Origin of the sequence: Polaribacter staleyi (genome assembly GCF_038024045.1) — a bacterium.
Lineage (GTDB): Bacteria > Bacteroidota > Bacteroidia > Flavobacteriales > Flavobacteriaceae > Polaribacter > Polaribacter butkevichii.
On sequence record NZ_CP150665.1, the window covers coordinates 2,454,915 to 2,477,119 of the forward strand.

The 22,205-nt window shown below is 30.5% G+C and carries 23 protein-coding genes and 1 pseudogene; 17 read left to right on the top strand and 7 right to left on the bottom strand.

Annotated elements, in window-relative coordinates; genetic code table 11:
• Positions 1-8: 8 nt before the first annotated feature.
• From WHD07_RS10470 to WHD07_RS10545, 16 genes and pseudogenes are all read left to right on the top strand, one after another.
• Positions 9-704, top strand: coding sequence for an ABC transporter ATP-binding protein (locus WHD07_RS10470; protein ID WP_105049837.1), 696 nt, complete (start codon positions 9-11; stop codon positions 702-704).
• A gap of 128 nt (positions 705-832) precedes the next feature.
• Positions 833-3,055 carry a tetratricopeptide repeat protein gene (locus WHD07_RS10475; RefSeq protein ID WP_343328344.1) on the top strand — a complete coding sequence of 741 codons (2,223 nt, stop codon included), beginning with the start codon at positions 833-835 and terminating at the stop codon, positions 3,053-3,055.
• 1 nt (position 3,056) lies between these two features.
• Positions 3,057-3,470 carry a polymer-forming cytoskeletal protein gene (locus WHD07_RS10480; protein WP_343328345.1) on the top strand — a complete coding sequence of 138 codons (414 nt, stop codon included), beginning with the start codon at positions 3,057-3,059 and terminating at the stop codon, positions 3,468-3,470.
• Positions 3,436-3,654: an AtpZ/AtpI family protein gene (locus tag WHD07_RS10485; RefSeq protein ID WP_343328346.1), complete on the top strand. Its 219-nt coding sequence runs from the start codon at positions 3,436-3,438 to the stop codon at positions 3,652-3,654. Before WHD07_RS10480 ends, WHD07_RS10485 begins: the two co-directional genes overlap by 35 nt.
• Positions 3,647-4,033: a DUF6168 family protein gene (locus WHD07_RS10490; protein ID WP_343328347.1), complete on the top strand. Its 387-nt coding sequence runs from the start codon at positions 3,647-3,649 to the stop codon at positions 4,031-4,033. The genes WHD07_RS10485 and WHD07_RS10490 overlap by 8 nt, the downstream gene beginning before the upstream one ends.
• Before the next feature lie 84 nt (positions 4,034-4,117).
• Positions 4,118-5,251, top strand: coding sequence for a F0F1 ATP synthase subunit A (gene atpB / locus WHD07_RS10495; RefSeq protein WP_343328348.1), 1,134 nt, complete (start codon positions 4,118-4,120; stop codon positions 5,249-5,251).
• A gap of 36 nt (positions 5,252-5,287) precedes the next feature.
• Positions 5,288-5,476 carry an ATP synthase F0 subunit C gene (gene atpE, locus WHD07_RS10500; protein WP_013993139.1) on the top strand — a complete coding sequence of 63 codons (189 nt, stop codon included), beginning with the start codon at positions 5,288-5,290 and terminating at the stop codon, positions 5,474-5,476.
• A 154-nt stretch (positions 5,477-5,630) separates the two neighbouring features.
• On the top strand, positions 5,631-6,131 hold the full coding sequence (locus tag WHD07_RS10505) for a F0F1 ATP synthase subunit B (RefSeq protein ID WP_105049831.1): 501 nt from the start codon (positions 5,631-5,633) through the stop codon (positions 6,129-6,131).
• An 8-nt stretch (positions 6,132-6,139) separates the two neighbouring features.
• A complete protein-coding gene (atpH, locus tag WHD07_RS10510) occupies positions 6,140-6,697 on the top strand; it encodes an ATP synthase F1 subunit delta (RefSeq protein ID WP_105049830.1) in 558 nt (185 codons plus the stop codon).
• Positions 6,698-6,718: 21 nt separating this feature from the next.
• On the top strand, positions 6,719-8,296 hold the full coding sequence (atpA, locus tag WHD07_RS10515; RefSeq protein ID WP_105049829.1) for a F0F1 ATP synthase subunit alpha: 1,578 nt from the start codon (positions 6,719-6,721) through the stop codon (positions 8,294-8,296).
• Positions 8,297-8,345: 49 nt separating this feature from the next.
• Entirely contained in the window at positions 8,346-9,212 is an 867-nt protein-coding gene (gene atpG / locus WHD07_RS10520; protein ID WP_105049828.1) for an ATP synthase F1 subunit gamma, read from the top strand.
• Positions 9,213-9,526: 314 nt separating this feature from the next.
• Positions 9,527-9,787 (top strand): hypothetical protein, encoded by a 261-nt coding sequence (locus WHD07_RS10525; RefSeq protein ID WP_343328349.1) that lies wholly within the window; start codon positions 9,527-9,529, stop codon positions 9,785-9,787.
• A gap of 98 nt (positions 9,788-9,885) precedes the next feature.
• Positions 9,886-10,827 (top strand): hypothetical protein, encoded by a 942-nt coding sequence (locus tag WHD07_RS10530; protein ID WP_343328350.1) that lies wholly within the window; start codon positions 9,886-9,888, stop codon positions 10,825-10,827.
• 190 nt (positions 10,828-11,017) lie between these two features.
• Positions 11,018-11,773, top strand: a pseudogene (locus WHD07_RS10535) (SDR family NAD(P)-dependent oxidoreductase); the annotation flags it as partial.
• Between the two features lie 2 nt (positions 11,774-11,775).
• Positions 11,776-12,639 (top strand): aldo/keto reductase, encoded by an 864-nt coding sequence (locus tag WHD07_RS10540; RefSeq protein ID WP_343328352.1) that lies wholly within the window; start codon positions 11,776-11,778, stop codon positions 12,637-12,639.
• Between the two features lie 2 nt (positions 12,640-12,641).
• Positions 12,642-13,781 carry an ATP-binding protein gene (locus WHD07_RS10545; protein WP_343328353.1) on the top strand — a complete coding sequence of 380 codons (1,140 nt, stop codon included), beginning with the start codon at positions 12,642-12,644 and terminating at the stop codon, positions 13,779-13,781.
• A 34-nt stretch (positions 13,782-13,815) separates the two neighbouring features.
• Here WHD07_RS10545 and WHD07_RS10550 read toward each other — a convergent pair whose 3' ends face one another.
• From WHD07_RS10550 to WHD07_RS10575, 6 genes are all read right to left on the bottom strand, one after another.
• Positions 13,816-14,790: a YitT family protein gene (locus WHD07_RS10550; protein WP_343328354.1), complete on the bottom strand. Its 975-nt coding sequence runs from the start codon at positions 14,788-14,790 to the stop codon at positions 13,816-13,818.
• Positions 14,791-14,887: 97 nt separating this feature from the next.
• Positions 14,888-16,078 carry a DUF1501 domain-containing protein gene (locus tag WHD07_RS10555; protein WP_343328355.1) on the bottom strand — a complete coding sequence of 397 codons (1,191 nt, stop codon included), beginning with the start codon at positions 16,076-16,078 and terminating at the stop codon, positions 14,888-14,890.
• Between the two features lie 101 nt (positions 16,079-16,179).
• Entirely contained in the window at positions 16,180-17,553 is a 1,374-nt protein-coding gene (locus WHD07_RS10560; RefSeq protein WP_343328356.1) for a DUF1800 domain-containing protein, read from the bottom strand.
• Positions 17,554-17,614: 61 nt separating this feature from the next.
• Positions 17,615-18,202: a 2OG-Fe(II) oxygenase gene (locus tag WHD07_RS10565; RefSeq protein WP_343328357.1), complete on the bottom strand. Its 588-nt coding sequence runs from the start codon at positions 18,200-18,202 to the stop codon at positions 17,615-17,617.
• Positions 18,203-18,380: 178 nt separating this feature from the next.
• Entirely contained in the window at positions 18,381-18,968 is a 588-nt protein-coding gene (locus WHD07_RS10570; protein ID WP_343328358.1) for an alpha-ketoglutarate-dependent dioxygenase AlkB, read from the bottom strand.
• A 165-nt stretch (positions 18,969-19,133) separates the two neighbouring features.
• Positions 19,134-20,675 (bottom strand): aldehyde dehydrogenase family protein, encoded by a 1,542-nt coding sequence (locus WHD07_RS10575; RefSeq protein ID WP_343328359.1) that lies wholly within the window; start codon positions 20,673-20,675, stop codon positions 19,134-19,136.
• 113 nt (positions 20,676-20,788) lie between these two features.
• On the opposite strand from WHD07_RS10575, the gene WHD07_RS10580 reads away from it, so the two are divergent.
• Positions 20,789-21,847, top strand: coding sequence for an isoaspartyl peptidase/L-asparaginase (locus tag WHD07_RS10580; RefSeq protein WP_343328360.1), 1,059 nt, complete (start codon positions 20,789-20,791; stop codon positions 21,845-21,847).
• Here WHD07_RS10580 and WHD07_RS10585 read toward each other — a convergent pair.
• Positions 21,835-22,194, bottom strand: a complete 360-nt coding sequence (locus WHD07_RS10585) for a hypothetical protein (protein WP_343328361.1) — start codon at positions 22,192-22,194, stop codon at positions 21,835-21,837. The genes WHD07_RS10580 and WHD07_RS10585 overlap by 13 nt on opposite strands.
• Between the last annotated feature and the right edge of the window lie 11 nt (positions 22,195-22,205).

Below are 22,205 nucleotides of genomic sequence, written 5' to 3' on the forward strand. Positions count from 1 at the left end.
ACAAAACAATGATACAAACTACACAACTTTCAAAAAAATACGGAAAAGTAGCAGTACTAAACATAGATTCATTAGAAATTCCAACAGGTCAAAGTTTTGGTTTAGTAGGAAATAATGGCGCAGGGAAAACCACTTATTTTAATATTCTTTTAGATTTAATAAGACCTACTACAGGAGCAATTGTAAATCATGATATACAAGTAAACCAAAGTGAAGACTGGAAAAACTTTACAGGTTCTTTTATTGATGAATCTTTTTTAATTGGTTACTTAACCCCAGAAGAATATTTTGAATTTGTTGGTGATTTAAGAGGCATGAATAAAGCAGACATTGCTACCTTTTTAACTCAATTTAATGATTTTTTTAACGAAGAAATCATCGGTAAGAAAAAATATTTAAGAGATTTAAGTAAAGGAAATCAGAAAAAAGTAGGCATTGTTGCCGCCTTAATGGGAAACCCAAAAGTGGTTATTTTAGACGAACCTTTTGCAAATTTAGATCCAACAACACAAATACGCTTAAAAACAATCATTAAAACACTAACCGAAAATAGAGAAATTACCGTTTTAATTTCTAGTCACGATTTAACACATGTAACAGAAGTTTGCGAACGAATTGTAGTTTTAGACAAAGGAAATGTAGTGAAAGATATTGAAACATCTACAGCAACTTTAAAAGAATTAGAAAGCTATTTTTCTGTATAAGCGCTCTATTCTTATTTTATTACTATTTTTACACGATGATTTATACTATTTTTAAAAGAAAATAGTTCTAAATAAGAGTATTTTACGCTCTTAGGCCATAAAAAAATTGTGTAATCAAATATTTATTTGTGAAATATACTAAAAAATTAGTTTTACTTCTTTCTGTATTTGCCGTTTTATATTCTTGTAGCGCAAAAAAAGACACTTTAATTAGTAGAAACTGGCAGGTTTTAAATACAAAGTTTAATGTATTATTTAATGGTAACGAAGCCTTAAAACAAGGAATAAAAGAAATTAATGATGGCTATAAAGATGATTGGTTTCAGCAATTACCTATAGAACCCATTAAATTTGAAGAAGATAAAATTATCATCCCGAACTTAAATTCTGGAATGGGAGCTGGTTTTGATGATGACAATGAGGAAGAATCAAAAGCAACCACTCCTTTTGGTATTGCAGAAGAAAAAGCTGTAAAAGCAATCCAAAAACACGGAATGAATATTAACGATCTAGAGCGCAATAGGCAAATTGATGATGCTTATTTTTTATTAGGAAAGGCTCGTTATTACGAGCAACGTTTTATTCCTGCTTTAGAAGCTTTTAACTATGTAATAGCCACCTATCCTGATGCAAACTTAATTGCAGAAACTAAAATTTGGAGAGCAAAAACAAACATTAGAATCGATAATGAAGAGTTTGCTATAGAATCTATGAATTTACTTCTTAAAATAAAAGACACTTTAGAAGTAGATTTACCAGAAGAAACGAAAGAACATGGTTACACCACCTTAGCCATGGCGTATATAAAAGCTGATAGTATACAAAATGCAAAAAAATACTTAATTAAAGCTACAGATATTTTAAAAGACAGAAACCAAGGAGCAAGAAACTTGTTTGTTTTAGGTCAGATTTATAGTTCCGAAAACCAAAAAGACTCTGCTTTGTTGGCGTTTAACAAAATCATCAACTTTAAAAAAGCACCTTACAAATATAAAATGCATGCCCATATTGAGCTAGCAAAAAACGCTACCAACGATTCTACTTCCGCAGCTATATTAGAAAAAATGTATGCATTAATTAAGGAAAGAGAAAACAGACCTTATTTAGACGAACTAAATTACCAAGTTGGTTATCTGCATGAACAAAATGATAGTATAGACTTAGCTGTAGATTTTTACAACAAGTCTCTTAGAGCCGAATCTGACAATATAAAACAAAAAACATTTACGTACGAAAGACTTGGAAATATCAATTTTCAGAATTCAGAATATCTTGCAGCAAGCGCTTATTACGATAGTATTTTAAATATTGCCGTAGATACCCTAAATTTAAGATTTAGACGCATCAAAAGAAAACATAGAAACTTAGCTTCCTTAATTGATTTTGAAAAAACAGTTTCTAAAAATGATAGTATTTTAAGAATTGTATCACTACCAAAATCAGAACAAGAAGCCTTTTTTCAAAAATATATTGATGATTTAAAAAAGAAAGATGAAGAAGCTGCCCAATTAAAGTTAAACCAGCAAGCTTTTGGAGATACTTTTGGTGGAAACCTTTTAAAATCTAACAAAAAAGGAAAATGGTATTTCTACAATACAGAATCAGTAAATTATGGGAAAGCCGAATTTCAAAAAATCTGGGGAAATAGAGCCTTAGAAGATGACTGGAGATGGTCTTTTAAAATTAGTGCAAACATAACAGAAAACGATTCTATAACGGTAAACAAAAAGAGTTCTCGTTACGATTTAGCAAGTTATTTAAAAACAATTCCTACTGAAAAAGAAAAAATTGACTCCTTACACTTAGAAAGAAATGAAGCTTTATATGAATTAGGAGTAATTTATAAAGAACAATTTAAAGACACTAAATTAGCTATTGAACGCTTAGAAAGAGTTGCCTCTTTAAACCCAAGTAAAGAATTAATACTACCAATTAACTGGCATTTATATCTAATATACACCGATTTAAATAATATTACAAAAGCAGCCAAACATAAAAATGTAATTCTAACAGACTACTCTACAACAAAGTTTGCACAAGTAATTAAAAACCCAAACAAACCTATTAAAGAAGAAATAGCGGTCAATAAAATTGAAGAATTGTATAAAGAAATGTACTATTTATACAAAGAGGATAAGTTTGATGAAACAGTTACAAAAATAAATGAAATACTACCGACCATTCAAAATTCGAAATTAATTCCTAAATTCGAACTTTTAAAAGCATATGCTATAGGTAAGTACAAAGATAAAGAAGCTTACAAAATTGCGCTAGATTTTGTAGCTGTTAGCTATGGAAACACAGAAGAAGGAAAGAAAGCAAAAGAAATAGTTAACCAATTAAGTAAGTAAAATGTTTAGTAGTAAGACAAAAAAACCGCAAAAGAATAAAGTTATGGAAAGAAATGTTATAGCTAAAAACACAACAATTGTTGGTGATATTAAATCTGATGGTGATTTTAGAATTGATGGATCTTTAGAAGGAACTTTAGTAACCAACGGTAGAGTTATTATTGGTGCAGAAGGATTTGTAAAAGGAAAAGTAGAAAGCAACAACGCAGATATAGAAGGTAAATTTTCAGGTCAACTTACGGTATCTAATATCTTAACAGTAAAATCCACTGCCAATATTTCTGGTGAAGTAGTTATCTCTAAACTTTCTGTAGAACCTGGTGCTTCGTTCAACGCAACTTGTACAATGAAAGGAACACTAAAAGAATTAAACGCAAGTAATGACCCAAAAAGACTCTCAGAAAAAACCGCTTAACAAAGCCATGCAACTATCAGGCGCAGGTTTACAAATGGGATTAACTATTTACCTAGGATTTTTATTAGGAGAATGGTTAGATAAAAAATTTGAGACTTCATTTTTAACAGAAACTATCACTTTAACAGCCATATTTTTGGCCATGTATTCATTAATAAAACAAGCCAACAAAATTAATGATTAAAAGCATACTTGTATTTTCTATTGTTTTCTTTACCCTCTTTTTATTAAGCTTAACAATACATCAATATTTCATAGAAGAACAGCAAATTACATTACCATACTCACTAAAAAAAGTATACTTATTTCATTTAGCTTTCTCCCTATTAATTTGTACAAATTTTCTAATATTCTCAAGAGTACCTAAAATTTTTGAGCAATTAGGTTTCATTTATCTAGGTACAATTCTATTAAAATTAACGTTGTTTAGTATCATCTTTTACAAATCAATATTTCCAGAAAATGAATTATCGTTTTCTGAAAGATTATCCCTATTCATTCCTGCCATTGTTTTTTTATTAACAGAAGCAGTATTTGTTGCTAAAATATTGAAGAAAAAATAATAATAATTAAATACCATAAAAAAAGGTTTGTAGTTTTGAATTATTACATATCTTTGCCGCGAATTTAGAAAGCGTATTTTTACAATGAAGATTGCACAAAAAACAATCAAGTTTCTTTTAATAGCAGCAATTTCCCTCTTTACTTCAGTGGGATTTGCATCAGAATCTGATAAAAAGCACGATGGCCAAAGTGATGGCGGTCGCTTAAATACGAAAGAAGAAATAGAAGCCTATGTGTTACATCACATAAAGGATTCTCATGATTTCACTTTGTTTTCATACACAAGTGATCATGGCGAAAGAAAACATGTTGGTTTTCCATTACCAATAATTTTATGGTCAAGTGAAGGTTTGGTTACATTTATGTCATCAGAGTTTCATCATAATGATGACGGTCATGTAATCGTAGAAAAAAATGGGTTAAAATTTGCGAAGCTTCATTCTAAGATTTACGAATTAGAAAAAGGTGCTTCAGCAATCTCTTTTGATGAACACCACCATGCAACAAATGCTCATAAACCTTTAGATTTCTCTATGACTAAAACAGTTGTAGGAGTTCTTTTAATAGGTTTATTATTATTGTTCTGGTTTTCTAGATTGGCAAATCAATACAAAACAAAAAAAATACCTACAGGTTTCTCTAGAGTTCTAGAGCCTCTAGTATTATATGTTAGAGATGAAATAGCTAGACCAAATATCGGTGAAAAGCACTACAGAAGATTTACAGGATATTTATTAACTGTATTTTTCTTTATTTGGGTTTTAAACTTAGTAGGTTTAACTCCGTTAGGATTTAACGTAACAGGACAAATAACAATTACATTATGTTTAGCGGTATTTACATTTGTAATTTACACAGTAAGTGGTAATAAAGGATACTGGATGCACATGATTTGGATGCCAGGTGTACCATACTTAATTCGACCAATTTTAGCAATTATAGAATTAGCAGGTGCCTTTTTAATTAAACCATTTGCATTATCAGTACGTTTGTTCGCAAACATTTCAGCAGGTCATATTGTGGTAATGAGCTTAATAGCAATTATGTTTACTCTAAAAGAATCACTTGGTGTGGTTGGAGCAACAGGATTGTCTTTTGCATTATCATTTTTTATAACATTAATTGAGGTTTTAGTAGCTTTCTTACAAGCATATATCTTTACAATGCTTTCAGCATTATTTATAGGTATGGCAGTAGCAGAGCCTGAGCATCATTAATACAAATTTGTTTAATTTAATAAAAATACATTTATTATGTACAATTTAATTGGAGCAGGATTAATCGTAATCGGAGCAGGAATTGGTTTAGGTCAAATTGGTGGTAAAGCAATGGAAGGAATTGCTCGTCAACCAGAAGCAACTGGAAAAATTCAAACAGCAATGATTATTATCGCTGCATTATTAGAAGGTTTAGCATTTGGTGCATTATTCTTAGGAAAATAATCCAAACAAAAACAAAAAATAGTGTTCTGTAACGGTTGGTTACAGAACCTATTTTTAAACTCCCATCGCATGGGAAAACTAATTTTAAAAGAAACATAAAGGAGTTCTTTTAAATTAAACAAAAAAAGAAATAAAAAATTAATTAGTTTATAGAATGGAAACCTTATTAAACGATTTTTCACCGGGGTTATTTGTAGTTTCATTAATCCTATTAATAGCGTTAATCGCTTTAATGGTAAAATTTGCTTGGAAACCAATTTTAACTTCTTTGGAAGAAAGAGAATCTGGTATAGAAGATGCTTTAGCAGCTGCAGACAATGCACGTAAAGAAATGCAAAATTTACAAGCCGATAACGAAAAGCTAGTAAAAGAAGCAAGAGCAGAAAGAGAAGCAATGATGAAAGAAGCAAGAGATATTAGAGATAATATGATTGCAGAAGCTAAAGAAGATGCTAAAGAAGTAACTACTAAATTGATTGAAAATGCACAAGCAGCTATCATTCAAGAAAAGCAAGCAGCTTTAGCAGAATTAAAAAAGAATGTTGCAGAATTGTCTATAGGTATTGCAGAATCAGTTATTAAAAAAGAATTATCTAATAAGAAAGATCAACTAGAATTAGTTGAAGGAATCTTAAAAGATGTTACTTTAAACTAAGTTAGGGCATGAAAAACGCAAGAGCAGCAATACGTTATGCAAAAGCAATTTTAAACCTTGCTAAAGATTCTAAAGAAGAAACTGCCGTAAATGACGATATGTTATTTATAACAAAAACAATTTCTGAAAACGCTGAGTTTGAAGTAATGTTAAGAAGTCCTATTGTTAAAGCTACTGATAAAAGAAATGTGTTAAACGCATTATTTGAAGGTAAAGTTAACAATATTACACTTGGGTTATTTCACTTATTACAAGATAATAAAAGAATAGCAATGCTTGCTTCTATAGCAAAACAATATGCTCTAATTTATGATTTTGATAAACACATGCAAGTTGCTAAAGTAACAACAGCTGTTCCTTTAACTGCAGATATCGAAAAACAAATTTTAGAAAAAATTGTTGCCTTAACAGGAGACAAAGCAAATTTAGAAAACGTGGTAAACCCTGCTATTTTAGGAGGATTTATATTACGAGTTGGAGATGTGCAATATGATGCAAGTATCTCTAATTATTTAAACGAATTGAAAAAGGAATTTGACAACAGTCATTACATTCCAAAAATTTAATTATACATCAAATCATAAAAGATGGCAAGTATTAAACCAGCTGAAGTATCAGCAATTTTAAAACAACAGTTAACAAATTTTGAAGCTAAAGCAACTTTAAATGAAGTAGGAACTGTTTTACAAGTAGGAGATGGAATTGCTCGTGTTTACGGTCTTTCTAATGTTCAATATGGTGAATTAGTAGAATTCGAAAACGGATTAGAAGGTATCGTATTAAACTTAGAAGAAGATAATGCAGGGGTTGTATTATTAGGAGCCTCTACTTCTATTAGAGAAGGTTCTACTGTAAAACGTACAGAACGTATTGCCTCTTTAAGAGCAGGTGAAGGCGTTGTAGGACGTGTTTTAGATACTTTAGGAAACCCTATTGATGGTAAAGGACCTATTAAAGGTAAAACTTACGAAATGCCACTAGAGCGTAGAGCTCCTGGTGTTATTTTTAGAGAGCCAGTAACAGAACCGTTACAAACTGGTATTAAATCTATTGATGCAATGATTCCTGTTGGACGTGGACAACGTGAGTTAATCATTGGAGACCGTCAGACTGGTAAATCAACAGTTGCTATTGATACCATCTTAAATCAAAAAGAATTTTTTGATGCTGGTGAACCAGTATATTGTATATACGTAGCTATCGGTCAAAAAGCGTCTACTGTTGCAGCAATTGCAAATATGTTAGAAGAAAAAGGAGCTTTAGCCTATACTACAATCGTAGCAGCAAATGCATCAGATCCTGCAGCAATGCAAGTATATGCACCATTTGCTGGAGCTGCAATTGGAGAATACTTTAGAGATTCTGGTAGACCAGCTTTAATTATTTATGATGATTTATCTAAACAAGCTGTTGCATACCGTGAGATTTCTTTATTATTAAGAAGACCTCCAGGACGTGAGGCATATCCTGGTGATGTATTTTACTTACACTCTAGATTATTAGAACGTGCTGCAAAAGTTATTAATGATGACAAAATTGCAAGTGAAATGAACGATTTACCAGATTCTTTAAAAGGAATTGTAAAAGGTGGAGGTTCTTTAACTGCATTGCCAATTATTGAAACTCAAGCTGGTGACGTTTCTGCATATATTCCAACAAACGTAATTTCGATTACAGATGGACAAATTTTCTTAGATGGAGATTTATTTAACTCTGGTGTTCGTCCGGCAATTAACGTAGGTATTTCTGTATCTCGTGTTGGTGGTAACGCACAAATTAAATCTATGAAAAAAGTATCTGGTACTTTAAAATTAGATCAAGCTCAATATCGTGAATTAGAAGCGTTTGCAAAGTTTGGTTCTGATTTAGATGCTGCTACAATGAGTGTAATTTCTAAAGGACAACGTAACGTTGAAATTTTAAAACAAGCACAAAATGATCCTTACTCAGTAGAAGATCAAGTAGCAATTATCTATGCAGGTTCTAAAAACTTGTTAAAAGATGTACCGGTAGACCAAGTTAAAAAATTCGAAAGAGATTATATAGATTATTTAAACTCTAAACATAGAGATACTTTAGATGTATTGAAATCTGGTAAATTAACTCCAGAAACAATTACAGTATTAGAAGCAGCAGCTAAAGAAATTTCTACTCATTTCGCATAAAACATAGTTGTCATTCCCGCGAAAGCGGGAATTTCAAAATTCCAATAGAATGGCAAACTTAAAAGAAATACGTAATAGAATTACTTCTATTAAATCTACAATGCAGATTACATCTGCCATGAAAATGGTATCTGCTGCAAAGTTGAAAAAAGCACAAGATGCAATTACGGCAATGCGCCCATATTCATCTAAACTAACTGAATTATTGCAAAATTTAAGTGCAACTTTAGATAGTGATGCAGGTGGTGTATATTCAACTCAAAGAGAAGTTTCTAAAGTTTTATTAGTTGTAGTAACTTCTAACAGAGGTTTATGTGGTGGTTTTAACTCATCAATAACCAAAGAAGTTATTAAAACGGTAAAAGAAAAATATAGTAATGTTGAAGTAGATTTACTTACTATTGGTAAAAAAGGTGGTGATGTTTTGGCAAAACAATTTAATATTGTTGAATCTAGAAATCATATCTACGACGATTTAACTTTTGATAATGTTGCAGTAATTGCAGAAGAGTTAATGAGTTTTTATGCCAATGGAACTTATGATAGAATTGAAGTTTTTTACAATCAATTTAAAAACGCAGCAACTCAAATACCTCAAATAGAACAATTTTTGCCAATTAAACCTATAGAAGGAGGAGATGCTGATGCAGTAAATTCTGATTATATATTTGAACCTTCTAAAGAAGAAATTGTAGAAGCTTTAATACCAAAGTCTTTAAAAACACAATTATACAAAGCTATTAGAGATAGTTTTGCTTCTGAACACGGTGCTCGTATGACTGCAATGCATAAGGCTACAGACAACGCAACAGAATTAAGAGACGAATTATTGTTAACTTACAACAAAGCACGTCAGGCAGCAATTACTAATGAAATTTTAGAAATTGTTGGTGGAGCAGAAGCTTTAAATAACTAATAATTTTTTTATATAGCATACAAAGCGAACCAAATTGGTTCGCTTTTTTGTTTCTTGGCATACAATTTGAAATTTTAGTTTTAAATTACACTCGTATGAAAACCATAAGAATAATTCTAACACTCAATATTACCCTTCTTTTTTTTCAATGTGCTAGCTCTAAATTTGATAAAAAACCACTATTTAAAATTCTTTCTAGCACCTATTATAGCAACTCTCCTACTCTACACAAAAATACTTTTTCTAATATCTACATAAGATATACCTCTACAAAGAACATCCATTTTGATAGCCTGTATTTTAGAAAAAATAAAATGAAGATTAAAATTAAAACTATTGGAGGCCTTACATATATCTATGCTGAATTTCAAAAAAATAGTAAAACAAAAGATTTTACTTTAGATATAAATCCAATAAAAGAACTAAAGAATCAAATTCCTACATCAAAAGTACTTCCTTTTAATTTAAAGGAAGACGAGGCTGTAATATCTTATCAACAAAAAGGGAAAACAAAATACTTTAAAATTAAAAACATACAAAAAAGAGATTCAGTGACTCTTATAAAAGAAAAATAATTAAATACTTTTCTAATTAAAACCACTCAATTTAAGTGGTTTTAATTTTTTGGCACGTATTTTGAAATTACATAAGCATAACCACTAAATACAAGCTTATGAAATCAATAAAACTACTTTTAACAATTATAATTACAGTAACACTTTTGTCTTCTTGTTCTACAGTTTATCAAGATTCATACGATGATGGTTATCAAAATCAAATATCGTTAGAACAAGTAGTCTCTGATTATGATTTATGGTATGTAGATTATAACCAAACTACAGGAAATGGAGATATTCCTTATGTTTCTAGAGCATTTACATTATCATTTATAGATGGCGTTTTATATGCCAATAATAATATTGTTGATATTGGAAAAACCGGTAATGGTTTTGGGATTGATGTTGGAACTTACAATACCTATAATGGTGTATTAGAAACCAACCACGATCTAGACGGTGCAAATGATTTTGATGTGACTATAATTTCTAATAATGAAATAAGAATCTATAATAGAAGAGAAAACGTAAGCTATTATTTAATTGGATATCAAGTAAATGAATTTGATTACGATAAATTGTTTTACGAAAACATAGAATACTTTTTACAAGAATATATTGGTTGGGAAAAAGTATCGACTAAAGGAGGTGTACCAAATGCTTTTGATAATGAAAATTATTTAGCTTTTACACCAGATAATATTACAACATTTTATAGTTCTCAGGATTCACTTGGCACACTAATTGATATTATAGATTGGGATTACGTAGGTGGATATGAAATATTTGATGTGACAGGTTATGAAAACCTAAAAATTTTAACATTGAATTATGATAACGGAGATATTGAAGAATTTGAATTAAGCGTTATTAATGATGGGAGGATAGAGTTATATAATGTAAATTCTGAAACCACATATAATTTTATAGGTAGAGGGTTTGTACAATACCTAAAAGGTGAAAAATCTAAAAAAGAAGCGAAAGATATTGTAAGGAACAACAATAGAAAACGTGCTAAAGTAACAAGAAAAGTAAAGAATAGAAGAAATTTAAAATAAAGTTTGGTTAGTTGATTTTTGATTGGTTAGTTACCAATTGAAAGATAAACCGTCCTGTGGAGGACGGTTTTTTCTTTGTTAATAATTTGATGAAAAATTAATCTTTAAAATACTGACAAGCAAAATATGTTTCCTTAATTTTATAACAGTCTTGTGATTTTTATATCAACAAGAAAATTACCATAAAAAAACAATGAAACAAACAGCATTTATAACCGGAGCCACTTCTGGAATAGGAAAAGCAACAGCAGAAATTTTTGCAAAAAATAATATTCGTTTAGTTCTTTGTGGAAGGAGAGCAAATCGATTAACAAAACTAGCAGAAGAATTAAGCAAACTTACAGAAGTAACTACTTTACAATTTGATGTTTCTAATAAAACCGAAGTAGCAACCGCCATAAATTCTTTACCAGAAAAATTTAAGAAAATTGATATTTTAATCAACAATGCAGGGAATGCGCATGGTTTATCTAGCATACAAGATGGGTCTATTGATGATTGGGATGCCATGATAGATATTAACGTAAAAGGGTTATTGTATGTTTCTAAAGCTATCATTCCGCAAATGACGGATAGAAACAACGGTTTTATTGTTAATATAGGCTCTATTGCAGGAAAAGACGTGTATCCTAACGGAAATGTATATTGTGCGTCTAAACACGCTGTAAATGCCTTAAACAAGGCCATGAGAATAGATTTAAACAAACATAACATTCGTGTGTCTGCAATTCATCCTGGGGCAGTAGAAACAGAATTTTCTGAAGTTCGTTTTAAAGGAGACACCGAAAAAGCAAAATCTGTGTATGCAGGTTATAAAGCTTTGCAAGCTGATGATATTGCAGATATTATTTACTTTGTTATATCTAGACCATACCATGTTAATATTGAAGATTTAGTGGTATACCCAACAGCACAAGCAACACCAACTATTTTAAACAAAAATTAAAAATGCCTACATCAAAAATTATAATTGGTTGTATGTCTTGGGGTAAATGGGGAAAACAATTTTCTACCAAAGAACAAGTAAATATGATACAATTTTGCATAGAAAATGGCAATTCAACATTTGATCATGCAGATATTTATGGTGATTATTCTACAGAAGCTGAATTTGGAAAAGCTTTTTTAGATAGTGGTATTCAGCGTGAAGAAATTCAATTAATTTCTAAATGTGGTATCCAACTTGTTGGAAAAGCTAGAAACAATAAATTAAAGCATTATAATTATTCTAAAGAATATATAATTTGGAGTGCAGAACAATCTCTAATAAATTTAAAAACTGATTATTTAGATACTTTTTTACTACACCGACCAAGTCCATTAATGCAACCCAATGAAATTGCCGAGGCTGTTTCTGAATTACAAAAAAGTGGAAAAATCATCAATTTTGGGGTTTCAAACTTTACGCCTTCTCAAGTTGATTTAATTGCAGATAAAATTCCGGTTTCAGTAAATCAAATAGAATTTTCATTAACCCAACATACAGCAATGTTAAATGGGAGTTTAGATCAAATGCTTCAGAAAAAGATACAACCAATGTGTTGGAGTCCTTTAGGAACCGTTTTTAAACAAAAAACGCCTCAAACTATAAGAGTAAAAGAAGTTTTAGATATATTGTCTAAAAAATATACAGTATCCGAAGACGCCCTTTTATTAGCTTGGATTTCAAAACACCCAGCAAAAATAGCTCCAGTTATTGGCACTACAAATAAAGAACGAATTCTAAACGCAAATAAAGCATTAGAAATCAATTTAAATACAGAAGACTGGTTTTTACTTTTAGAAGCTAGCCAAGGAGTAGAAATACCATAAAAATGATAAACAAACGCTTACTTATTAAAAACTTACTTTCTCATAATGATGAGAATAGTTTTTATGATAAAAAGCAAAAGTTATCTTTAAATTCTAAAGAAGGTAAAGCAAAGTTTTTAAAACATATTTGTGCCTTATCCAACTCCAATCCAGAAAACAACTCTTACTTGGTAATTGGTATCGAGGACGAAGAAAACAAGATTATTGGTGTCGATTTTTTTGATGATAGCAAGATTCAGAATTTGGTAAACGCGTATTTAAAAAACCCACCAAAAATAGAATATGAAAATGTTCCTTTTCCGAGGCTACCGCGTCATAAAGTAATTGGTTTGGTTACTATTTATCCGAATAATAAAATTACTTCTCTTTTAAAAAATACTTGGAAATATAGAAAAGGAAACACGTTTTACAGACGAGGAAGTAACTCAATACCATCATCTGGCAATTTTGAATTACGAAACACCAATAAGGAAATTGTTGAGGCAATAGAAAAAAATGCACGTAACAATATAGAACTAACGTTAGACGGTGTTTTTGATTTCATCAACAATCACAAACCAGCATACAACCCACAATACAAGGTTTTTAATGAGCAATTTGTGTTGTGTTGGGCAGGAGAAAAGAAAATTATAAATGGAGAAGAATATTTTTCTAGAGTAGATATTGAATTAATTAATGAACAAGTAAAACTATTTTTTTCTGCTTTAGATGATGTACAAATTAGTTATAATAATCAATCTTTTATTATTACTGAATACATTTATTTAGGTTTAGAAAAGCAAGAAAAACTGTATCCTTTAGAGAAAACAATTATCAATTTTAAAGAAAACGGAAAACACGTTATTGTAAAAGAATTTTTATTTGTTCCTCCTAAGTTAGATGTTGGTATTATGCTACACATTTATAAAAACAACAAAGCTATTATACAAAAAATTGAGAAAGAAATTCCGCTTTCTGATATAGAAAACGAAGCTGTTTTACGCTTACCTACAAACTACCTTATTTGCTTTCTTCATGGTTTTATAGATGCTGCAGATCAACTAAAAAAAGCAAAAACTTATATCAGAAACTTAGAAGATAAAACCACTTATATAAAATACAAAGAGGCCATGCGTGTTATTAGAAAAGTACAGTATAATTAGAATTCTTCTAATTATTTAAACAAAATAACATTAGTTAATGCAAAGGTCTTTTTTTAATCATCCCTCCTTTTATATCCTTTATACTATTCATAATGATAAAAGCATTCGATTCTATTTTTTCTATTTCTGTATTTAATTTGTTTACCTCTAAACGTGTAATTACTGTATAAATAATATCCATTTCTTTAGAGACACCATTTTTAGCATAACCACCTTCTCCTTTATAAATAGTTACAGCTCTACCTAGTTTTTCTACAATCATTTCTCTTACTCTATTACTTTGAGAAGAAATAATAGTGACACCAATATATTCTTCAATTCCTTCAATTATAAAATCTAAAGTTTTTGAGGCTGCCATATACGTTATCATAGAATAAAGGGCTACTTCTATAGAAAGTAAATACGCTGCAAAAGAGAAAATAAAGACATTAATTAATATAATGATATCGCCAATGGTTGCACCAAATTTTCTACTTAGGTAAATAGCCAAAACCTCAGTCCCATCAATTACAGCGCCACCTCTAATAGCAAGTCCTATACCTGCACCAAGAAAGAAACCTCCAAAAATTGCTACCAACAAATCATCATCTGTAACATTAGGAAAAGGAACAATTGCCACACAAAGCGCAAGCCCGGTAATAGCCAAAGCCGTTTTTATAGCAAACTGTTTTCCCATAATTTTATAACCTAAAAAAACAAAAGGAATGTTGATACAAATAATAAGAATGTAAAGCGGAATACCCGTAACGGCAGCTATTAATAAAGAAATACCCGTAGCGCCACCATCTATAAAATCGTTTGTTAGCAAAAAGCCTTTAAAACCAAAAGAGGCAGAAAAAATACCAATTACTATAAGTACTACATTTTTAAAATTCCGTTTAATGGTTACCAAAAGTTCTCTATATCTTTTGGCTAATTTATATTCAGAAGGGCTTCCTTTTGGATATTTTTTTTTGTCTTTAAACTTTAACGTGGTTTTAATAATAATGTTTGCTAAAAATGCTTTCATTTATTTCTAAGTTTTTTCCGGTTATAGGGGAAATGATAATAAAATAAATCTATCAGGACTTAGACGAAATTAAAGGTTTTTTTAACAATAGCAAGCATTAAACGAACCCCAATTTAGAAAATGATTTATTTAAAATAGCTACATCATCTACTTGTAGCCATTTATCTAAAATAGTTGCGTAAATTTCTCTAAAATCTATTTCATATGTAAGATTTCCATTTTTATCTAAGTTTCCTAAATCTGGCAAATCATTATACAAACCTTGTTTTTTTAAGTTTTTTCCCATCACAAAAACATTGTTTGCGGTACCATGATCGGTTCCTTTAGATTCGTTTTGTTTTACACGTCTACCAAATTCAGAAAAAGTAAGAATCAAGACATCATCAAAAGCGTTATTTTTTTGCAAATCATTAATAAATACTTCCATACTTTCTGCATACACTTTTAACAATCTTTCTTGTGTGCCTGCTTGGTTTGCATGTGTATCAAACCCACTTAAACCTGCATAATAAACCTGTGTTTCTAAACCAGAATTTATAAATTGAGATATAGTTTTTAGTTGTTTTCCAAAAATATTTTTTGGGTAATCTGCAAACGAATTTTTGGTATTACTTTGCTCGTAAATATGTTTTGCAGATGATTTTGCATCAATCATGGTATTGTACAAATATCCTAAGTTATGTTCGCTTAAATGTGCATCATTATAATTAGCAACCACGTTATTAAAAAACGGTGCACTCATAGAATTATAAAACATTTTTGGATCTGTAATTGCCAATCCATTTTGCATTTTTCCTTTTAACATTAAAGACAAACTCTCATCTACTTCAATAGCGCTATAAGGAGTTCCTTTGGTATAATCTAAATAACGACCTACCCAACCATTTTGCAAATATTCATTGCTATCACTAGCGGTTTGCCAAATATCTGTAGCTCTAAAATGTGATAAATTAGGGTTTGGATACCCAACATTGTTAATGATACTTACAAAGCCTTTATTGTACAAATCCTGCAAAGGTTGTAGACTTTTATGCAACCCAACTTCATCAGAAATTTTAAATAAATCGTTTTGTTTTATGGCGATGTTACTTCTTTGTAGATAATAAATGTCGTTGTTAAAAGGCACCACCGTATTTAAACCATCATTACCCCCTTTTAACTGAATAATAACTACTTTTTTATTGCTAAAGGGCTTTATAGAATTGTTCTCGAAAGCCTTTAAAAACTGAGGCACAAAAAACATCCCCGAAGCAAAAGTTGTCTGTTTTAAAAAATCTCTACGTTTCATGTGGTCGTTTTTATTTTTTTTTGATGGTCACATGTTGCTTTCCAAAATTAAATAGAAAAATCATCATGTATTTGTTAGTAGAAAGGTTCATGTGTTTTGATTTAGCAAAGTTGATATTCTGGCAAACTCATTAATTGTACAACAAAATCGTGTTTAGAAAGTTGCTGATTTCTTTCTAACATTTCTTCTGTTCCTTTATTTATTTTTGAAGTAATTATTTGATGCACCAACTCTTTATTAGAATTGTTTTTATAGTTTTCTTCAAAAGAATTCCAATCTGCACTTACTTTTATAAAAGCCTTTCTACGGAGTTTTCTTTTCTTAAAATTGGTAATCATAGTTTCTTCATCACCAATTTCAGAATAGGCAATTTCAGCATTATTTAGCAGTACAGAGGGCAATCGCAAGCGTGTAACAATGGTATTACTATCAATCCAATTCCTTCCTGTTTTCCATCCGGAAACATTTGGCGGACTCATTAATATTTGACCTAATAATCTTTGAACCAGAATAATTTGTCTCTCTTTCTCTATTTTATAAGGCACAATTGTATTGATGCCAATTAAAAACTCAATGGGCGATTTTATTTTTGTTCCAATATTTTCATCCTCATAAAACCATTTAGAAAGCAATACAAAACGCATTAATTTTTCGATGTTGTAATCTTTATAAAAAACAGCAACCATTTCATCAATATGTTTTTTATTGATATTTTCATTTACAAAATAAGTGTAAATTTTTTCTGAAATAAACCTTGCACATTGTTCCTTTTGTAGAATAATGTCTATAATATCATCCCCATTAAAATTACCCGATTTACCAAAAAAAGTTTTTTCTTTATTGTCGTGCTGTTTTTCTTTAAAAGTAAATTGCCCCCTAAAATTATGATTATACCCTGTAAAAGACCTTGCAGACTCTTTTATATCTTGTTCTGTATATTGATCTTGTCCCAATGTAAAAAGCTCCATTAATTCGCGAGCAAAATTCTCATTCGGACTCTTTTTTTTATTTTGTTTGTTGTTTAAATATGCCAACATTGCTGGTTCTTTAGAAACTGTTTTTGTGAAATCACCAAAATTTCCCAAAGCATTTTTACGCAACATATTATGATAACTTTGTACGTATAAGATGTTTTTGTTTTCGCATACAAAATGATTTGCCCAAAACAAGGTCATTTTTTCACGTAAAATTTCAGAAGGATTATTTAATCTTTGAAACCAAGCTGTAGATAATTCTAGAACTTTTTTTCTACTAATTTTCTGAAGTGCTTGTTTCTGCTCTTTATCTTTAAAATCTTTATACGTTTTACCTTTTAGAAAAGAAATATCAACCTTTAAAACTGTTGTTTTATTAGAAGCTGTAAATAACTCGTTTACCACATTTTTCTTACTTTTTTTAGATAAACGTGCAAGTTCTTTTGGAGTAATACCAAAACCAATTCTATTATATAAATGTTGTATATGTGTTGATTTCATATTATTTAGACTGTAGAACTTAAAGATAGTTTAATTCATCAATAAAATACTATCGAATATGTTATCTATAAGGTGGGCCAGAAACCCAACCAACAATAGATTGTCTTGTTCCTTTGGTAATTGGTGTAACTCGGTGCATAATAAAAGACGGAAAAATAATAATGGTTCCTTTTTCTCGAGGTGCATTCTCAATTTTATTATTTATCATAAACTGTAAATCGCCACCTTCATAAGCATCAGCATCAGATAACTGAATTGTCATGCTTAGTTTTCGAGCAGAAATTTCTCCTGCACCAAAATCTAAATGCCAATCAAAAAAATTTCCTTCAGAATACCTTGTTAATTGTAACTCTTGATGAAAACCTAACAAATCAAACCAATAGCGTTCATTATTACAACTAATTGCTAGACTTGCCAATTTATTATAAATCCATTCATTTTCAGGGGTATTATCAATAAACATCACAGAACTATCTCTAAGCTTATCATTGTATTTATCATCTCCAGAAAGTGTTGCTTTTATAATCTTATCTTCTTTCCAAAAGTTAAGAATTCTATCTATTTCATGAGGAAGAAATAACCCTCTATAAGAAATATAATCTGCATAGTTGTGTTTAAGAGGAAGACCAAATGAATAATTTATTGCCATAATATTTTTTGTTTTTACTAACAGTGATTTAACAGTTTATATGTTTTTTGACCGTTAAATATGAGTTGTACTTTTTGTCATTTCGGAAAGATAATTAATTTGATTGAATTCCGATTCAGGAATTTCGTAGCAATTAATTATACACGTATTTGTTAAGCATTGCTTTTTCCTTTTGTACTTATTGAAAACTCGATTCTCGAAACGTAATATTGATTCTTCCTTTTTTATATTTGGAATTCTGAAGCAAACTATGCGTATATCTTGTTTGACAATACGCTCCCATAACCAGTAAACTACCATTGGCTAAATCTAAGTTGTATACTTCATTAGTTGCTTTATCATTAAAGCTAAACTCGCGAACTTCTCCCAAACTAATTGAAGGTAAAATGGTGTTGTATCCGGATGTTTCTTGATCACTATGATAAGGAGCAAAAAAATTTCCATCAGGATAGTAAAGGCACATAGCAAGTTCAAAGTCCTTATTTAATAACCGTTCAACTTTTTCTCTTAATCTAGCCATTGGTCCATCCCAAACAAAACATTTTCCGTGCACTTCTTCTGGATGACTATTTTGTTTCATGAGCCTTTCAGTTGCAAATAAAATTTTAAAACTATCCGTTTTTATCAATTTACCTCCAGCCTGTATAATTATCCTAGACTGGTCTAATTTGTATTTGTTTATCAAAATGGAATAAAGTTCACTAGCTTCTTCATCACTCAAAAAATCATTTATATAAGTGGCGGTACAATTTAAAGGTAGTTTCATATATAATTTTATCTCTAGTTGCACCCATCAATGATGATAAAGTAAATTTTAATTACTGTGTTGGACGAAATTAGTTGATTTTTTTGAAAAAATCAACTTTAATAAAAATACAAAACCCAACTCTTACAAGTTGGGTTTTTATATAAAATGATTAAAAGGTAGCTCTTATAAATCGAATTTTATGCCTTGAGCCAAAGGTAGCTCGTCTGAATAATTTATGGTATTTGTTTGTCTACGCATATATACTTTCCATGCATCAGAACCCGACTCTCTACCGCCACCCGTTTCTTTTTCACCACCAAAAGCTCCTCCAATTTCTGCTCCAGAAGTACCAATATTTACGTTTGCAATTCCACAATCTGAACCCGAATACGATAAAAACTTCTCTGCTTCTTTTAGTTCATTGGTCATAATTGCAGATGACAATCCTTGGGCAACCCCGTTTTGTTGATCAATTGCATTTTCTACTTCTCCACTATATTTCATTAGATATAAAATAGGCGCAAAAGTTTCATGTTGTACAATTTCAAAATGATTTTCGGCTTCTATAATTGCTGGTTTAACGTAGCAACCGCTTTCGTACCCTTTACCTTCTAAAACACCACCTTCAACTAAAATAGTACCACCTTCGGATTTTGCTTTTTCTATAGCAGCTAAATACGTATTTACAGCATCTTTGTCTATTAACGGCCCCACATGATTATTTTCATCTAAAGGATTTCCTATTTTAATTTGTTTGTAAGCACCAACAATTGCATCTCTTACTTTATCATACACAGATTCGTGAATAATTAACCTTCTGGTTGATGTGCAACGTTGTCCGCAAGTACCAACAGCACCAAAAACAGCACCAGGAACCACCACTTTTAGATCCGCTGTAGGCGTAATAATAATGGCATTATTTCCACCTAATTCTAATAAGGATTTGCCAAAACGTTGTGCAACGGTTGCTCCAACAATTCTTCCCATTTTGGTAGATCCTGTAGCAGAAATTAATGGAATTCTTGTGTCGGTAGTCATCATTTCACCAACTTTGTAATCTCCATTGATAATGCAAGAAATTCCTTCTGGTAAATTATTTTCTTTTAAAATTTCTATAATAATATTTTGGCAAGCAACGGTACATAAAGGTGCTTTTTCCGAACCTTTCCAAACGCAAACATCACCGCAAATCCACGCTAAAGCGGTGTTCCAAGCCCAAACAGCCACAGGAAAATTAAAGGCAGATATTATACCAACAACACCTATTGGATGCCATTGTTCTCTCATTACATGTCCTGGTCTTTCAGACGGAATTGTTTGTCCGTTTAACTGACGAGATAAACCTACTGCAAAATCACAAATGTCTATCATCTCTTGCACCTCACCTAAACCTTCTTGGTAACTTTTTCCCATTTCATAAGAAACCAATTTACCAAGTGCTGCCTTCTTTTCTCTTAATTTATTACCAAACTGACGAACAATTTCTCCTCTTTGTGGCGCAGGAATATTTCTAAATGATAGAAATGCTTTTGTGGCAGCTTCCATCACTTTTTCATAATCTTCTTTTGTAGTTGTTTTTACTTTTCCAATTAACTTTCCATCAACAGGAGAATAACTTTCTATCAATTCGCCACTAGAAAAATTATTAGATCCTGTAGAAGTTCCATTATTAATAGCTTTTAAACCTAATTCTTGTAAAGCTTCTTGTATTCCAAAGTCTGTCATTTTGCTGTTCCGTTTTTGTTGTTTACATTCGAATGACGAATTTACGAATAATTTTTAATCAATTATAAATTAAACAAAAACAATATAATTTGTTTAATATTAAACATATAGTTATGAAAAACGCCTTTTTTATCACCTTGTTATTATTAATTTCTCTAAGATGCAAACAAGAAACAGTACCATCATCCGAAGAAAAAAATACAACGAAACAAAAACATGAATTTGCAATTATAATTCATGGTGGTGCAGGAACAATTTTAAAAAAGAATTTATCTGATGAAAAAGAAGCTGCTTACAAAGCAAAATTAGAAGAAGCTGTAAAGGTAGGTCATACTATTTTAAAAAACGGAGGAACAAGCCAAGAAGCAGTGATGAAAACAATACAGGTAATGGAAGAATCTCCTTTATTTAATGCAGGTAAAGGAGCTGTTTTTACACATGAAGAAACCAACGAATTGGATGCCTCTTTTATGGATGGAAAAACATTAAATGCGGGTGCTGTTGCTGGTGTAACCAATGTAAAAAGCCCTATTGAATTGGCTATAAAAGTAATGACAGATTCTGACCATGTGATGCTTTCTGGTAAAGGAGCTTCTATTTTTGCAAAAGAAAAAGGTTTAGAAATTGTAGACCCAAGTTACTTTTATACAGAAAAACGTTTTCAATCACTTCAAAGAATAAAAAATAAAACAAAAACCGAATTAGATCATAACGATAAAAAAGCCGCTTTTTATGATGCTGATATTAAAAATGCAAAATTTGGAACGGTAGGTTGTGTGGCATTAGATAAAAATGGAAATATTGCTGCAGGTACTTCTACAGGAGGTATGACAAATAAGCGTTGGGGAAGAATTGGAGACGCGCCAATTATTGGTGCAGGAACTTATGCAAATAATAATACTTGCGGAGTATCATCTACCGGTTGGGGAGAATATTTTATTAGGGGTTTGGTTGCGTATGATATTTCTGCTCAAATGGAATATCAACATAAAACGTTAAAAGAAGCTACTACAGATGTTATTAAAAATAAATTAACAAAACTTGGAGGAACGGGTGGTGTTATTGCTTTAGATAAGAATGGAAATATGTCTTTTGAATTTAATACAGCAGGAATGTATAGAGCTTCTATGAATGATAAAGATGAATTGGTTGTTAAAATTTACAAAGAATAAGCCAACCATTTTTCTGGAATAGGCTCTAAATCTAATTCTATTTTTTTAGATTTTACAAGTTTTTTATAACCTAATCTAGATACAACAGGTACCGATAAATTAATATTATTCTTTTTATTAATAATTTCTAAAACCTCTTGCATAGATCTTTTTGTACATAAAACTAAACTATTCATCATAGCATTAGATTCTTTTTCTAAATCGTAAAAATCTACAAAATACGATGGTTTATTATCTTTATAAACAACCCACTGTGTCGCTTTTTTTTCTAATGTTTCAATAATTTCTTTCGTTCCACTTAACGTTCTATATGTAGCAGCTAAAAATGTCATATTCTTTATTTTCATAAATTTCAGAG

Excerpts from the sequence above, each read along its gene's own strand:
- WHD07_RS10470 (WP_105049837.1), top strand. The coding sequence starts at position 9 with ATGATACAAACTACACAACTTTCAAAAAAATACGGAAAAGTAGCAGTA.
- WHD07_RS10480 (WP_343328345.1), top strand. The coding sequence starts at position 3,057 with ATGTTTAGTAGTAAGACAAAAAAACCGCAAAAGAATAAAGTTATGGAA.
- WHD07_RS10485 (WP_343328346.1), top strand. The coding sequence starts at position 3,436 with ATGACCCAAAAAGACTCTCAGAAAAAACCGCTTAACAAAGCCATGCAA.
- WHD07_RS10490 (WP_343328347.1), top strand. The coding sequence starts at position 3,647 with ATGATTAAAAGCATACTTGTATTTTCTATTGTTTTCTTTACCCTCTTT.
- atpB (WP_343328348.1), top strand. The coding sequence starts at position 4,118 with ATGAAGATTGCACAAAAAACAATCAAGTTTCTTTTAATAGCAGCAATT.
- atpE (WP_013993139.1), top strand. The coding sequence starts at position 5,288 with ATGTACAATTTAATTGGAGCAGGATTAATCGTAATCGGAGCAGGAATT.
- WHD07_RS10505 (WP_105049831.1), top strand. The coding sequence starts at position 5,631 with ATGGAAACCTTATTAAACGATTTTTCACCGGGGTTATTTGTAGTTTCA.
- atpH (WP_105049830.1), top strand. The coding sequence starts at position 6,140 with ATGAAAAACGCAAGAGCAGCAATACGTTATGCAAAAGCAATTTTAAAC.
- atpA (WP_105049829.1), top strand. The coding sequence starts at position 6,719 with ATGGCAAGTATTAAACCAGCTGAAGTATCAGCAATTTTAAAACAACAG.
- atpG (WP_105049828.1), top strand. The coding sequence starts at position 8,346 with ATGGCAAACTTAAAAGAAATACGTAATAGAATTACTTCTATTAAATCT.
- WHD07_RS10525 (WP_343328349.1), top strand. The coding sequence starts at position 9,527 with ATGAAGATTAAAATTAAAACTATTGGAGGCCTTACATATATCTATGCT.
- WHD07_RS10530 (WP_343328350.1), top strand. The coding sequence starts at position 9,886 with ATGAAATCAATAAAACTACTTTTAACAATTATAATTACAGTAACACTT.
- WHD07_RS10540 (WP_343328352.1), top strand. The coding sequence starts at position 11,776 with ATGCCTACATCAAAAATTATAATTGGTTGTATGTCTTGGGGTAAATGG.
- WHD07_RS10545 (WP_343328353.1), top strand. The coding sequence starts at position 12,642 with ATGATAAACAAACGCTTACTTATTAAAAACTTACTTTCTCATAATGAT.
- WHD07_RS10550 (WP_343328354.1), bottom strand. The coding sequence starts at position 14,790 with ATGAAAGCATTTTTAGCAAACATTATTATTAAAACCACGTTAAAGTTT.
- WHD07_RS10555 (WP_343328355.1), bottom strand. The coding sequence starts at position 16,078 with ATGAAACGTAGAGATTTTTTAAAACAGACAACTTTTGCTTCGGGGATG.
- WHD07_RS10560 (WP_343328356.1), bottom strand. The coding sequence starts at position 17,553 with ATGAAATCAACACATATACAACATTTATATAATAGAATTGGTTTTGGT.
- WHD07_RS10565 (WP_343328357.1), bottom strand. The coding sequence starts at position 18,202 with ATGGCAATAAATTATTCATTTGGTCTTCCTCTTAAACACAACTATGCA.
- WHD07_RS10570 (WP_343328358.1), bottom strand. The coding sequence starts at position 18,968 with ATGAAACTACCTTTAAATTGTACCGCCACTTATATAAATGATTTTTTG.
- WHD07_RS10575 (WP_343328359.1), bottom strand. The coding sequence starts at position 20,675 with ATGACAGACTTTGGAATACAAGAAGCTTTACAAGAATTAGGTTTAAAA.
- WHD07_RS10580 (WP_343328360.1), top strand. The coding sequence starts at position 20,789 with ATGAAAAACGCCTTTTTTATCACCTTGTTATTATTAATTTCTCTAAGA.
- WHD07_RS10585 (WP_343328361.1), bottom strand. The coding sequence starts at position 22,194 with ATGAAAATAAAGAATATGACATTTTTAGCTGCTACATATAGAACGTTA.